The organism is Polyangium sp. 15x6 (assembly GCF_029960785.1).
Taxonomy (GTDB): domain Bacteria; phylum Myxococcota_A; class Polyangia; order Polyangiales; family Polyangiaceae; genus Polyangium.
The window spans coordinates 1-14,209 of record NZ_JASBQE010000172.1; the positions used below are offsets into that span (position 1 = coordinate 1).

Here is a 14,209-nt window from a genome sequence, read left to right on the forward strand (position 1 = left end):
GGGCGGCAGCGGCGGCGCGGGCGGCAGCGGCGGCAGCGGCGGCGCGGGCGGCAGCGCGCCGTTCGCCGGCGTCATCCTGGAGCTCACCGACAGGTACGTGACCGAGACCGGTGAGGTCACGAAGAATCGCGATATCGCGGTGTACGCCTCGATCGAGGCGCAGGTCGTCGCCGACGACGGCACGGTGACGACCTTCCCCGGCTCGCTGTCGATGGACGGCAGCCGATTCGAGATCCCCGGCGTGCCCGAGGGCCCGTACTGGGTGGTGCTCACCTCCTCGCCGCCTGCGAACGCGGTGAACACGCCGCCGGCACGCGCGCTCTATCGCATCCAGGAAGCGCGCACCGTGGATCTCGGCCGCATCTTCGCGGGGCGCCCGGACGTCGCCTCCGCCACGCAGCCGGTCGACGTGACGCTTGACGCGGACGGGCTCGCGCCCTGGCAGCAATACTCCAACGGCGAGGAAGGCAACCCGGTGCAGGAGCGCCAGGACACCATCGAGTTTTATTCGTTCAACGCCGACGCCTTGGCGGAGCTCTCGCCCTCCGAGGGGATGCCCGGCCTGCCGCAGCACGGGGCGACGTCGATCAACGGACTCGTGTTCTCGTGGCTCGAAACGAGCTACCCCGCCGCGCGTGATGGCGGACCCGTCCACCTGGTCGACGGGACGAAGGGCGACGTGCTGCACGCCACGCACCTCGTGGACCATCAGGTCACCGATCCCGTGGACCCGAGCGGTCCGTGGGGCAGCTTCACGTACAAGGCCGCGGAGGCGTCGTTCTCGACCAGCTCCGTGACGATGACGAACGGGCAGCCGGCTTCGATCAGCGGCACGTTCGTGCCCCTCGCCCTGAAGAGCTTCGAGCTCGACTTCAAGGGCTCGCTGTTCACCTCCGAGATCGAGACGAACGGCCCGGGGGGGGCCACGGCGGCCTCGATGTTCGCGAACGTCCTCCAGGAGCCCGGCGCGCCCAATCCCATGTACGGCAACCCGCCGACGTTGCTCTCGTTCCTTGCGACCGGCGTGCAGGCGCCCGTCGATCCGGCGTGCTTCCCGGACGACACGGGCATGTGCGATCCGGCGTGCGCGGGCGCGTGCAATGCCGAGACGAAGCTCGTCTACCCCGGCGACTACCAGCGCTCCTTCGCCTACGGCAATCCCTACGGGGCCCACGGCACGGAGAGATTCAGCTTTTACGTGCAGTTCCGGATGCGCCCGACGCACCCGGTGGAGATGACCCTGGAGCGCGTGGACGGCCGCCTCTCCTTGTCCGGGCCCTCGGTGGACCTGAGCGGGAAGCCGATCACGCCGCCCCTCGGGCTGCCGCGCAACGTGAAGCTCGACGACAAGACCATCCCCGTCGACGGCGCGACCACGGGGGTGGGAAGCGCGCCTGTGGTCACGTTCGAGGCCCCCGCGTTCGGCTCCCCGAGTTTCTACAACGTGTCGGTCATCCAGCTCGACGACGTGCGCAACGCCAACGGCAATGTGCTGCGGCAAAACTACACGGTGCTCTCCGCCTCGACGACGGAGACGTCCTTCCGCATTCCGGAGGGCGTGCTCCAGAGCGGGCGATATTACTACCTGTCCGTGAGCGCATCGAGTGGCTACCCGCCGCCCGAATCCCCCTACAAGTACGCGTCGGCGACGGTGGCGGCGGGGCGGACGTACACGGGCATGTTCACGCCCTGAGCCGGCGCGCCGCTTCCGGGTTCGTTTTCGCTTCCGCCTCCGAGCCCGCAGCGACGGCTACTCCAAGGTGCCGGTGACCTGCACGCCGCCCGCGCCCTTGGCGAACTGGGGCGTGATGATGACATTCGGAGGAGGCGGCTCGGGACGGTTGACGAGACCGATGATGAGTCCTGTGAGGGAGAGCCCTCCAAGGATACCGCCCACCGTGGCAACCCCGGTCCATGTCGCGGCGGCCGATTTCGACTCCGCGTTGTTCACCTGGACGAGGCCAACCGCGAGGGCGGCCACGCCAAGCCACATCCCGACCCCGCTGGCGATCATGAGGCCCTTGGGCCACGTGGGCTGATCGTTGTTCGTCGCTCTCGATATGTCTGCGTGGATCGAAGTTTTTATCGGGGTTGCGGGGAAGGCGAGGTAGTGACCTTGGATCCGCTGCTGCATCGCGATCTGCACCGCCTTTCGCTCTCCCGCCTCGATTTCGATGTCCGTCTGATTCGTATAGTATCCGTCGGCGATCGCCTTGACGCTATGCTTGCCGGCCTCGACATAGATCTCCTCGTGGTACGGCCAGTCTTTCACCACCTCGCCGTCCACCGTGACACGAGCCCCGGGGATGTTGAGCCTGATATTGATCGTTCCAATATACTTTTTGACATACGCAAAGACTTCTCGGACCTCGGCGAGGGAGTACAGCTTGTAGCTATCCAAGCCGGCGAACGTGGTCATGACATCCTGGATGTTCCTCGCCGCTGCGAGAAACAGGCCCGCCCGCGCCTGCGCGAACGCGAGCTCCAGCGTGGCGTCGGAGTAGGGCAGGATGTCGAAGGCATCCTTGTACCGGTCGAGGGCCTCCTGGATCTTGCCTGCCTTTTCGAGGGCTTGTGCTTCGATCAGGATTTCCCTTTGCCGCTGGGAAAACGCAAGGACCGCTCGATGCGAGGTGTAAGACGCGTACGGGATCTTCATGGGCTCGACAGGGGAAGCGTCCGGTGTCGGAGCCGCCAGCGCTGAAGACGAGACGACAGAAACCGCGAAGAGGACCGTGCTTGCGAGGGATAGATACTTCATGCGCGCGAGCCTACCCCCTGGATCATCGGTCGGTCAAGACGAACCCTCGTCCGCGGACGAACCCTGGACGTTCGCGGGCAAACCCGAGGTTCGTCCAGGACCAACGGTCTTCAGGCAAACTCCCCCCGCAGGCGCGCTGCCCGAAAGGCGAGCTCGACCTGCACGTCCTGCGGCTTCGAGCAACGCACCCTGCGCGATGAGCGAAATGCCTGCGCCTTCGAGTCCTGCATCGACATCCCGCAGGCCCTGAAGGCCTCACGCCGGGCTACGAGCCACCGGGGAATCTTCCCGTCGCGCACCTCGCCCGGCTAGGACGGCGCTCGCCACGTTCCCTGCGTCCTCGTAGCTTGGCTATCACGCAGCCAGGAACGTTCCCCGGTCTCATGTAGCGAGTCTCTGAGGCAGGGAGGAACGTTCCCCGGTCTCATGTAGCGAGTCTCTGAGGCAGGGAGGAACGTTCCCCGGTCTCATGTAGCGAGTCTCTGAGGCAGGGGGGAACGTTCCCCGGTCTCATGTAGCGAGTCTCTGACGCAGGAAGGAACGTTCCCCGGTCTCATGTAGCGAGTCTCTGACGCAGGGAGGAACGTTCCCCGGTCTCATGTAGCGAGTCTCTGACGCAGGGAGGAACGTTCCCCGGTCTCATGTAGCGAGTCTCTGACGCAGGGGGGAACGTTCCCCCCTCTCATGTAGCGAGTTTATGACGCAGTGCGAAACGTTTCCCCCTCGCTCGCGTCGGATCCGTGCGTTTCCTTCCTTCGGAAGGAAACCTCTGCTACGTTCGCCGGCTGACTTGGGGGAGGAACACGAGGAGCCATGGGCGTCAGCTTGAACCGGATCCCGCGCGCACAAAAGCGCGACATCACCAAGAAGATCAAGGACAACCTCGAGGAGCGCGCCGTCAAAGGCCCCCCCGAGCCCGCGCTGGACATCTACATCAGCGAATGCACGGACATCGCCGACGCCCTCGACGCGCACGTCACGGGGAACGTGCTCGCCCACGCAGAGCGCGCCGCAAGGCTCGCGCGGCTCGAAGCCGCCGACGACGAGGTCGATACCTGGTATCGCCATATCGAAAACTACATCGGCGTCGAGTCGCGCCGCCGCGTGAGCACGAACGCCCTCGCCGCAGCCGCCGTATACGCAGCCGCCTTTCCCGATGGCCTCGCGCACATCGACGATCCGATCGCGGACGAGAATCGAATTTGCCGCGACGCCCTGCTCGTACTCCGCGCACCCGAACACGCCGCCACGCTGGCAGCGATCGATCTGCCGGCCGTCTGGCTGGAGCGGTGGGAGACGGCCATCAACAAGAGTGATGCCCTGCTCGCCGAGGTCGAGAAAGCGCGCACGGACAAGCGTGCGCACGTCGACGCGGGCCGCGACGCCGAGACGGAATGGGTGGAGCTGATGGTGCGGCTGCGGCGCTACGTAGGGAGCCGGGCGAAGCGATCCGATGCGGCGCGGATTCAGGAAGGGAAGAAGCTGCTCGCCCCGCTGCTCGATGCCATGGCGAAGCTACGCGCAGAATCAGCCGCACGCGCGACGCGGAAGGAGAATGGCAAGCAGGAGACGCCAGCGGCAGGCTGAGCACGCGTCTGTTCTTGGGGCGTCGCGCTGGGGCGTTGCCCCAGGCCCCACCAGGGGCTATCCGCCCCTGGACCCGGACCAGCGCAAGCGCTGGACCCGGGGTCGATGAACTGCGCGATGCGCAGTTCATCGAACATGCCGATTCAAGACCAGCTACGACCCTGCCAACCAAGACCGCCGTGACCGGCAACGCCGTCCCTGGTCTTGCCACCGGCCTGTGGGAAGAACTGCGCATCGCGCAGTTCTTCCCCCTAAGGTCCAGCGCTTGCGCTGGTCCGGGTCGAGGGGCGGATAGCCCCCGCGGGGTCCGGGGCAGCGCCCCGGCGCGACGGCCCCGCTCGCTCACGCTCGCGCGCGCGGCAGCGTGACCGTGAAGGTCGCGCCTTCGCCGGGGGCGCTCTCCACGAGGATCGTGCCGCCGAGCGCCTCGACGATGCGGCGCGCGATCCACAGGCCGAGACCGAAGCCGCCGAAATGGCGTACCGACACTGCGCGCTCGAATCGATCGAAGATCCGCGCTTGATCCTCGGCGGGGATGCCGATGCCCCGGTCCGTCACCGAAAAGCTCACGGAGGCGCCCTCGTCGCGGACGCGCACGTCGATCGGCGCCTTCGCGCCATACTTGATGGCATTCGACAGGAGGTTGATGAGGACCTGCTCGACCCGCGAGCGATCCCAGCACCCCACGATGGTCGCGTCGCCGCCCAGCCGGAGCTCGCAGCCGGCGCGCGCGGCCGTGTCCTGCATTCGCTGGACGACGTCCTCGACCACGGCGAAAAGATCGATCTCGTCGTCGAGGCAGAGCTCCATCCGACCCTGCGTGATGCGCGAGACGTCGAGCAGCTCGTCGACGAGCGTATTGAGCCGCTTCGTCTGACGCAGGGCCACGTCGAGGGCGGGCGCGATCTTCGCGGCGACCTCCGGGTCCGCCGGCAGGCTCCGGGCAAGCGCCTGGAGCTTGAGCGAGAGCGCGGTGAGCGGCGTCTTCAGCTCGTGTGAAGCAATGGAGAGAAACTCGTCACGAGCGCGGATCGACTCCTCGGCCTCGCGATAAAGCGCCGCGCGCTCCTCCTCGATCTGCTTTCGCCGCGTGATGTCCCGATAAATGGCGAGCAGCGCGCGTTTTCCACCTCGGGGCACGCGGGCCAGCATGATCTCCACTTCGACCGCGGTGCCATCCGCGCGCGCGACCCAGCCATCGACGGGGCCCAGGTTGCCGTGCTCCAGCGCGCTCATGACCCCTCGATGCGCGATGTCCTCGCGCTCCGCGAGGACGAAATCGAAGACGGATCTGCCGATGAGCTCCGCGGCGCTCGTCACCCCGAACAGGGGCGCCGCCGCTGCGTTCGCGTACACGATGCGGAGCACCCCGTCCGTGTCGAGCTTCTCGAGGAGGGTCGCGTCCGGAGACACCTCGACCAGCACACGATAACGTTCCTCGGACTCCGTCAGGGCCGCCGTCCTCTCCGCGACGCGGCGATCGAGCTCGTCGCGGGAACGGGAGAGGGCCCATTCGGCGCGGCGACGCTCGGTGATCACGGCCGCGAGCACCTGCGTCGTGAGCGCCATGTCGCCGACGAACGCCTGCACGAACAGGAGCGACTCATTGCGTGTCCCCCGCACGAAAGGGGGCGCGCCGTGCTCCGTTCCCAGGGTCGCGAACACCGACACGTTGAAGACGGCGAGGGCGGCGCCGAGCGGACCGAGACGCACGCCGGCCCAGACGAGGAAGGGCGTGATGAAATGCCCGAGCGGGCAATGCGCGCCGCGATCCGCGAGCGTCCCTGCGACGAGGTACATCTGGAAGGCGAACAGCGCGACCTGGTGGAGCGCGATTTCGGCGCCGCGCCCCTGGAAGGACCACCATCGAGGCTGGACGCACGCGAGCACGAGCGGCGTGATCACCAGAATGCCCACGGCGTCGCCGAGCCACCACGTGAGCCAGGTCTCGGCGTAATCGGTCGTCGTGATCAACGAGCCGGCGAACAGGCTCGTGGTGCCCATCGTGGCGCTCGTGATCGAGCAACCGAGCCCGCTCAGCGCCGTGAAACGCGCGACGTCGAGGACCCGGGCGAGCGGCAGCCCGGCGTCGCGGTCCCACGGCGGAAACACGCGCGCCGCGGCGAGCGCTTCGATCGTGGCGCCCATGCCGATCGTGGCCCCCACGAGCGTCGTCGTGGCGGTCCGGGCGAAGCTCGTCGTGTCGAAGATGGCCCAGGTATTCACCAGGAACGAGCCCAGCCAGACGCCCGGCCAGAGCTTTCGCCCTCCGAGCAGAATGCCCGCGAGCGCGATGCCCGACGCGGGAAAATAAGCCGTCACGTTCCCCGGGGGAATGGCGAGGAGCTGACCGACCGAGGCGCCGGCCGCGTAAATGGCGGCGAGCAAGAGGATCGCGATGGGTCGTGACCGGCTCCCCGTCCGTGGCACTCGCATCGATACTCCCCGTGCACACACGCGCCGGACCCCGGGGAGAACCACGCATGAAATGTGCCCTCGGCGCCCTGCGTCGATCCCTTCGCGGGGGGGTGAGTGGCCCATGCCCCTCGCGGGTCTTATATACGCCCCTACGTCGGAGGGGCTGCCGCATGAGCCTGGCCGCGAAGCGAGAGCCCGAGGCATCGGCATCCGGTCCGGACCGAGGGAAGCCACTCGCGCTCGGCGCCGCGAAGCCTGGACAGGGAGCCGAACGGCCGGGGGGACGGGTCGCGGTCGCCGTCGGCGAATCCGTGGCCGCGCTCGCGGCCGGGGCCTGCACGGCGGGATTCGTGATCGATACGCTCTTTTTGCAGCTCGAGCGCCACCTCGACACGCGGAGCTCCTTCCTGTACCGACCCGCAGACGGGCGCTCGCTTCGGCTCATCGATCACCGTGGGGGGCCGAGCGACGGCCTCTCCGGGCTCTCGGTGCTCGATCCCGTGCACGGCCCGGCCCTCGCGCTCGAAGCGGTCGCCACGCGGAGCTGTCGCTCGGTCGAGGCCGCGGCGCCGGAGATCGACGCGTTCGTCGATGCCCGCGCGATCGTGTCGTATGGCGAGGTGGCCTTCGTGATCGCGGCGCCGCTCCTCGCTGCGGGGCAGGTCCTCGGCGTGGTCACGTGTGGCATCGGGCACGCGCTCGTGGATCACGACGAAGCGCAATCGGTCCTCGCGGCGCTCGCCGCCGTCTTCGCGTGGGCCCTCGACGGGGCCCGCGCGCAGGAGCGATTGCTCGAGCACATCGACGATCTCGCGCGCGCCCAGGAGGTGCTCCGCAACGCGGAGGAGCGCTTGAACCGCACGATCGACGACGCGCCCATCGGAATGGCCGTGGTGGGCCTCGACGGCCGCTTCCTGCGCGTCAACCGCGTGCTCTGCGACATCGTCGGGTTCGCGCGCGAGGAGCTCGAACGCCTGCGTTTCCAGGACATCACGCATCCCGAGGACGTCGAGGTCGACATGGAGCAAGCCGCCCGTCTGATCCGCGGAGACATCGAGCGTTATCAGCTCGCCAAGCGCTACCTTCGCAAGACGGGCGAGGTCGTCGACGTGATGCTGAGCGCCTCGATGGTCCGCGACGCGCGCGGCATCCCGCTGCATTACATCTCCCAGATCGAGGACATCACCGAAAAGCGGCGGATCGAGGACCGGCTGCGGCAGAGCGAGCGCAAGCACCACGCGATCTTCCACAGCGCCCGCGAGGCGATCGTCCTCCTGGACGAGCACATGCAGTTCGTCGACGCGAACCCGGCGGCGTGCGCGCTCTTCCACGAGACACGCGAGGCGCTGGTCGGGCGGCAGATGACCTCCCTCGTCACGCCCACCACGGCGGCGATGCTCGAGGCGCCCTGGCAGCGCCTCTCGGTGCAGGGCGAGCTCGACCTCGAGATCACCTTGCACCTGCACGACGGCAGCATGATCCCCGTCGAGCTCGGCGCGAGGGCGCATTTCGTCCCGGGGTTTCACCTCCTCACGCTGCGCGACGTCACGCGCCGAAAGCGCACCGAGGCAGCGCTGCGCCTGAGCGAGGCGCGATTCCGGTTCCTCGCCGAGAACGCGTCGGACGTCGTGTATCAGGTCTCCTTCAAGCCATACCGCCGGTTCGAATACGTGAGCCCTTCCGTGTACGCCCTGACCGGTTATCCCGTCGAGCAATGGTACGCCGACCCCGATATCGGCGCGAAGATCGCACACGAGGACGATCGAGAAACCTACGCTCGGTTCCGGAGGGACCCGACCGCCGAGTCGCTCCTCATGAGGTTTTACCGCAAAAATGGTGAGCTCGCGTGGGTGGAGATCAAGGGCACGACCATCCGGGACGAGCTCGGCGCCCCGATCGGGCTCATCGCCGTCGCGCGTGACATCACCGAGCGAAAGCGGGCCGAGCAGGAGCGCGAGCAGCTGCTCGCGCAAATGGAGGCGGATCGGAGCCGGCTGCTCAGCGTGATCGAGCACTCGCCGGTGGGGATCGTGCTGGCCGTCGGGCCGAAGGGGGAGCGCACCGTGGCGAACCGAAGGGCCGCGGAGATCCTGGGCCGACCGCCGCGCCCGGACGAGGTCTCGTCCTCGTATCTCGCGCCCCTCTGCGATCCGTCCGGAAAAACCCTCGCCGCCGAGGAGCATGCCGTGGCGCGCGCGCTACGCGGCGAGGAGACGCGCGGCCGCGAGCTCGTCGTGTGCCGCCCGTACGAGCAGGGGCTGCCGGTGCTCGAGAGCGCGGGCCCCATCCGCGACGCGCATGGCCACGTGCTCGGCGCCATTGCGACGTACGAGGACATCACGCGCCTCAAGCGGCTGGAGCAGCTACGCGACGAGTGGAGCTCCATCGTCGCCCACGAATTACGCCAGCCCCTCACGGCCATCGCCAGCCACGCGGCGCTGCTCGCCCGCACCGACGAGCCCACCCAGAAGCGGCGCGCGGAGAACATTTCCCAGAGCGCCGCGCGCCTCAACCGGCTGATCGGCGATCTGCTCGACACGACCCGCATCGACGCGAAGCAGCTCGAGCTCGCGCCGGAGCCGACGGATCTGCCTTCGCTCGTGCGTGGCGCCATCGAGCGCGCGTCCCTCGGAGGCCGAGGTGTCATCGAGGTCATGGGGGACGTCCCGCGTGCCTTGGCGGATCCCACGCGTATCGAGCAGGTGCTCGGAAACCTGCTCTCGAATGCGGTGAAATACGGCGCGCCCGGGGCGCCGATCCGCGTCTGGGTCGAGAGAACGGGGGAGGGGGTCCGGATCTCGGTGCACAACCAGGGGGAGCGTATCCCCGCGGAGGACATCCCGCGCCTCTTTCAGCGATTTCGGCGGCTGCACAAGGGGCCCGTCCTCGGGGTGGGCCTCGGCCTTTACGTTTGTCGGGGCATCGTCGAGGCGCACGGCGGCCGGATCTGGGTCGAGAGCGACGAAGCGGGGACGACGTTTCGATTCACGGTGCCGGCCGCGGAGGGCGAGGCCGCGTGAGACGAGCCCGGGGGCGCGGTCCCCCCTCGACGGGGACCCGAAGGCGTGTAATGTTGTCCGCGCGTTCGCAAGGGTGCAGCAACGGGCGCTGCAGGATCGAGGATGGTCGGGCCGCCATCCCAGCCGGTGATTCCGCCGGCGAGGGATGATGCATGTCGATCAAGAACTCATCGGGGCCGAGCCCCCTGCCTTCGTCGCCGCCCGAGGCCTGGGAGCCGCTCCTGCGCTTCACGCGGCTCGCGGGCCGGCCGCTCGAACGTTTCCTGCGGATCGAGGCCGCGAGCGGCATCCTGCTGCTCGTCGCGGCGGCGGTCGCGCTCGTCTGGGCAAACTCGCGGTGGGCCGAGAGTTATTTCCACCTGTGGCACACCCCGCTCGGGATCCGCCTGGGCGGATTCACGTTCGAGCGGACGCTGGAGTGGTTCGTCAACGACGGCCTGATGGTGATCTTCTTTTTCGTCGTGGGGATGGAGATCCGCCGCGAGATGCACCACGGCGAGCTCTCCGAATGGCGACGCGCGGCGCTGCCCGCCGCGGCGGCGCTCGGCGGCATGCTCGCGCCGGCGGGGCTCTACCTCGCCCTCGCCGGGGCCTCGGCGACCCGATCGGGCTGGGGCGTCCCGATGGCGACGGACATCGCCTTCGCGGTCGGGATTCTCACGCTGCTCGGAAAGCGCGTCCCGGCGGCGCTGCGCGTGCTCCTGCTCGCGCTCGCCGTCATCGACGATCTCGGGGCCATCGTCGTCATTGCGCTGTTTTATTCGTCGGGAATCTCGATCTCGGGTCTGCTCGTCGCCGCGGCAGGGTTTGGCGGGGTGCTCCTGATGCAGCGGTTCGGCGTGCGCGCGAAGCTCGCATATGTCGCGCCGGCCGTCGTCGCGTGGGCGGGTATTCATGCCGCTGGCATTCATCCGACGATCGCAGGCGTGCTCGTCGGGCTCATGACCCCGGTGCGCGCGTGGCTCGGCCCCGATGGGTTCATCGCCGGCGTTCGCGGCGAGCTCGAGCATCTCGGGAAGACCCCGCCGGAGGAGCTCTCGTCCCACGCGCTCGCGGGGAGCTTGCGGCACGTGGACGTCGCGCGCCGGGAAGCGATGTCGCCCGCCGAGAGCCTGATCGCGACCCTGCATCCGTGGGTGGCCTTCGGCATCATGCCCGTGTTCGCGCTGGCGAATGCAGGGGTGCGCGTGACGGGCGGATCGCTCGATCCCGCGTCATGGCGTGTCCTCGCCGCTGTCGCCGTGGGGCTCCTCGTGGGCAAGCCGATCGGCGTGCTGCTCGCGAGCTCGGTGGTGCTTCGCTTGCGGCTCGCGACGTTGCCATTGGGCATGCGGCGGAGGCACCTCGTGGTGCTCGGGGTCGTCGCGGGCGTGGGATTCACGATGGCGCTGTTCATCGCGCAGCTCGCGTTTTCGGACGCGTCGCTGCTCGCCGCGGCGAAGCTCGGCGTGCTCGCGGCGAGCGGCGGCGCGGCGATCATCGGCCTCGTCCTCGGGCGGCTACTGCTCGCGCCCGTGAAGACGGCGGGCTCCGCGCAGACGGCCGACGAGGCGGAGAGCTCGACGGTGGCGTGACGCCTCGGTCGACGATACCGGCGCCGCGGGATCCTGGCTGGGGCGCCGGACCGTATCATTGCGGCGATTGACAGGCCGCGGCTGCCAGGGGATCGAGCTCGTCGGGGCGGGACGCCACCTTGTCGGGACACGCGGCTTCGGCTTCGGTCTTGACCTTCTGTTTGCACGTCGTCCAGTCGTCGCCGGCGCAGGGGGGCGTCGCGACGCCCTCTCTTTGCAATGCCAGGGCGAACGCGTCCGCGTTCGCCCCATTGCAGAAGATTCGTGCCGCGATTCTGGTGTAGGGCTCGAGCTCCAGGGCGCATGTGGTCGCGCACGTCGACGCGATCCGGGAGATCGCGTCGTTGAAGGCTTGGATCATGCCGGCCCGCCGGCAGCGCAGGAAGACGTCCGCTGGCGGATCGCGGCCGAGTGCGATCACCGCCTGGTTCTTGAACTCGTTGAACGCATCGCAGGACTCGCGGTGATCGCTCCAGAGCCTGTCGAGCACCCTCGATTGGGCGTCATACCCCGCCTCGTAGCCGCTTCGACCGAGGTCGCTGGCGCAGGCGGCGGGGCGCGCCGCTCGCGTCGAGGCCGGAGCGGCGGTCGCGAGCAGGAGGATGGGGATAGCGAGGTTCACGGCGATGCCTCCCGAGAAAGGTTGCAGCCGTCGCGCTTGATCTCCGAGGCAAGTACGGGGTTGCTCGCCAGCCTGTTGCAGGTGAAGCGGTTGTTCTGCACGTACTGATCGAAGCTCGTCATGCATCCGAGATCGACGTTGACGCTGCATTCGACGTCGACCTCGATGGTCGCGTAGCACATTCCCCTTGGGGGCATCGCCTGTGCTTTCTGGGTGACATCCGCCAGCGCGCAGTTGAGCTCGGCCAGGCCCTGGCCCATGGCGACGCCTTTGTCTGCGCAGAAGTTGACTTGCTCCACGGCGATCTTGCTGATCGCTTCGGTCGCGCCGTCGACCATGCCGACGAAGCGGCAGCCGAGGAAAGCGTCGGTTTCCACGGTGACGGAAGGCTTCGCGCTGGTCACGGTCCTGGTGACGTTGCTGATGAACTGGTTGGCGCGGTAGAAGTCGCGCCCGAAGACCCGCTCCCAGAGACGCATGACAATCGCATATTCCGCCCTTTTCCCGGTGACGAACCCGTTTGCTCCAATGCCGCGCTGGCACTCCTCCGGTACGTTACGCACATCGGCGTAGGCGCTTGATCCGCCGAGAACGAGGATGGATGACACGGCGAGCCCCACGAACAGAGAACGCATGATGCGTATCCTCCCCCGGACCGAAACGTCCGGTCACGGCTGTTCGTTGTCCTCGACGTGCGGTACGTCCAGACGGGCGAGCGGGAGAAGCTCGTCGGAGAACCCTGAAATCGCTGGCAGTATCGGACCGCCGAATGAGCCGCTATTTCTACGATTACGGGGTGGGGACGGTCGATGGAAAAACCGTGCTCGTCGAGTTCAGGGCGCGAGCCAGGTGACGAAGAAGCTGGTGAATCCGGGGACGACGATGTCGTTGTGCACCGTCGGCGCTCCGCCGAAATGGACGGCGGCGTTGCTCCCTGTGAGGACGATACGCCCGGTTTGGTCCATCCGAACCGCCAAGGCCTCCTCCTCGGCCTGCGTACCGAAGCGCTGATTCGCGAGCCAGCCGCCGGAGGGATCGAACTTCGCGACGAAAACGTCGTACAGAGGGGCGTATACGAGCGGACCGCCGCCGAGGTCGATGCTCCCGCCATACGTCCCCGCGACGATGATGTTGTCGGCGCTGTCCACGTCGACCAACGCGTTCCGTATCAGCGTGTCCTCGGTCACGCCGATGATGCCTTGGCTCCAGAGGTGATTGCCCGAAGGATCGTATTTGGCAATGAACGCGTCTGCATTGTCGTCGCCGACGATCGGACCCCCTCCTGCATCCACGTGCAGGAAGAACTCCGCCGAGAGGATGATGTTGTCGGCGCTGTCCACGGCGACGTCGTAAGCGATTCCCCTGCCGGGACTCCCGAAGCTCCGGCTCCAGAGATGGTTGCCCGAGCCGTCGAATTTCGCGAGGAAGGTATCGTGATCGTCTTCCGACGTGAGCAGCGGTCCGCCGAAATGGGTCGTGCCCTCGAAGCTGCCGGTGAGGACGACGTTGTCGGCGCTGTCGACGGAGAGCGCCGCGCTCAGCGTGTTTCCGAAGCTTTGGGCCCAGACGACATTGCCGCTCGGGTTCAATTTCATGAAGAAGGCGCTGATCGAGCCCTCGACGTGGAGCGTCGTGCCGATCTCGTCGAAGGTCAGGTCGCTCCCTTGTGGAGAGCCGGGTGTCATGTAACCCGTCACGAAGATATCCCCGCCGCTATTCGTGACCACGTCGAAGCCCCCTTGATCGGACGGGGCAGGGAAGACGCGCGTCCAGAGAACGTTCCCGTCCGGATCCAGCTTCGCGATGATGATGTCGTGGTCGACCGGGGAGCCGGGGGGCCGGCCGTCGCAGAGGACGCCGCCGGAGACATCACCGGCGACGATGACATTGCCATTCGGGTCGAACGCGACCCCGTGCCCTTCGCCGTTCCTCACGTGGAGCTGCCTGATCCAGAGCGGCTTGCTTTCCGCGTCGAGCTTCGCGACGAAGATGTCAGGTCCCGAGCCGTATGGTTGGACGGGCGAAACGTCGCCGAGGTTGAGGAGGCCCGAAAACGTTCCGGTGATGGCCACGTTGTTCGCGTGGTCGACCGCGATGGCCTGGCTTATCTGCAAGGGCACGGCCCCTGGGCTCTGAACGCCTTCGTTGCACCAATTGCCGCCGGCGCCGGTGCCGCCGGTGCCGCCGGTGCCGCCGGTGCCGCCGCTGCCGGCGGCGCCGCCGCTGC

Annotated in this window: 8 protein-coding genes and 1 pseudogene; 4 read left to right on the forward strand and 5 right to left on the reverse strand. The window is 67.8% G+C overall.

From position 1 onward, the window contains the following. A pseudogene (locus QHF83_RS51265) lies at window positions 1-1,693 on the forward strand (hypothetical protein); the annotation flags it as partial. Between the two features lie 57 nt (window positions 1,694-1,750). Here the strand turns inward: QHF83_RS51265 and QHF83_RS51270 are convergent. Then, window positions 1,751-2,761 carry a PEGA domain-containing protein gene (locus QHF83_RS51270; protein ID WP_282425501.1) on the reverse strand — a complete coding sequence of 337 codons (1,011 nt, stop codon included), beginning with the start codon at window positions 2,759-2,761 and terminating at the stop codon, window positions 1,751-1,753. An 813-nt stretch (window positions 2,762-3,574) separates the two neighbouring features. On the opposite strand from QHF83_RS51270, the gene QHF83_RS51275 reads away from it, so the two are divergent. Continuing rightward, window positions 3,575-4,348: a hypothetical protein gene (locus QHF83_RS51275; RefSeq protein ID WP_282425502.1), complete on the forward strand. Its 774-nt coding sequence runs from the start codon at window positions 3,575-3,577 to the stop codon at window positions 4,346-4,348. Window positions 4,349-4,690: 342 nt separating this feature from the next. Here the strand turns inward: QHF83_RS51275 and QHF83_RS51280 are convergent, their stop codons facing one another. Continuing rightward, window positions 4,691-6,784, reverse strand: a complete 2,094-nt coding sequence (locus QHF83_RS51280) for an MASE1 domain-containing protein (protein WP_282425503.1) — start codon at window positions 6,782-6,784, stop codon at window positions 4,691-4,693. A 152-nt stretch (window positions 6,785-6,936) separates the two neighbouring features. Here QHF83_RS51280 and QHF83_RS51285 point away from each other — a divergent pair, with 152 nt between their 5' ends. Together QHF83_RS51285 and nhaA are read left to right on the forward strand one after the other, a co-directional pair. Beyond that, window positions 6,937-9,786 carry a PAS domain S-box protein gene (locus QHF83_RS51285; RefSeq protein WP_282425504.1) on the forward strand — a complete coding sequence of 950 codons (2,850 nt, stop codon included), beginning with the start codon at window positions 6,937-6,939 and terminating at the stop codon, window positions 9,784-9,786. Window positions 9,787-9,938: 152 nt separating this feature from the next. Further along, entirely contained in the window at window positions 9,939-11,360 is a 1,422-nt protein-coding gene (nhaA, locus tag QHF83_RS51290; protein ID WP_282425505.1) for a Na+/H+ antiporter NhaA, read from the forward strand. Between the two features lie 55 nt (window positions 11,361-11,415). Here nhaA and QHF83_RS51295 read toward each other — a convergent pair whose 3' ends face one another. From QHF83_RS51295 to QHF83_RS51305, 3 genes are all read right to left on the reverse strand, one after another. Continuing rightward, window positions 11,416-11,982 (reverse strand): hypothetical protein, encoded by a 567-nt coding sequence (locus tag QHF83_RS51295; protein ID WP_282425506.1) that lies wholly within the window; start codon window positions 11,980-11,982, stop codon window positions 11,416-11,418. Next, window positions 11,979-12,617 (reverse strand): hypothetical protein, encoded by a 639-nt coding sequence (locus QHF83_RS51300; protein ID WP_282425507.1) that lies wholly within the window; start codon window positions 12,615-12,617, stop codon window positions 11,979-11,981. Before QHF83_RS51300 ends, QHF83_RS51295 begins: the two co-directional genes overlap by 4 nt. Before the next feature lie 198 nt (window positions 12,618-12,815). Then, on the reverse strand, window positions 12,816-14,209 hold a 1,394-nt coding region (locus QHF83_RS51305; protein WP_282425508.1), incomplete at its 5' end, for a hypothetical protein.

Excerpts from the sequence above, each read along its gene's own strand:
- QHF83_RS51270 (WP_282425501.1), bottom strand. The coding sequence starts at position 2,761 with ATGAAGTATCTATCCCTCGCAAGCACGGTCCTCTTCGCGGTTTCTGTC.
- QHF83_RS51275 (WP_282425502.1), top strand. The coding sequence starts at position 3,575 with ATGGGCGTCAGCTTGAACCGGATCCCGCGCGCACAAAAGCGCGACATC.
- QHF83_RS51280 (WP_282425503.1), bottom strand. The coding sequence starts at position 6,784 with ATGCGAGTGCCACGGACGGGGAGCCGGTCACGACCCATCGCGATCCTC.
- QHF83_RS51285 (WP_282425504.1), top strand. The coding sequence starts at position 6,937 with ATGAGCCTGGCCGCGAAGCGAGAGCCCGAGGCATCGGCATCCGGTCCG.
- nhaA (WP_282425505.1), top strand. The coding sequence starts at position 9,939 with ATGTCGATCAAGAACTCATCGGGGCCGAGCCCCCTGCCTTCGTCGCCG.
- QHF83_RS51300 (WP_282425507.1), bottom strand. The coding sequence starts at position 12,617 with ATGCGTTCTCTGTTCGTGGGGCTCGCCGTGTCATCCATCCTCGTTCTC.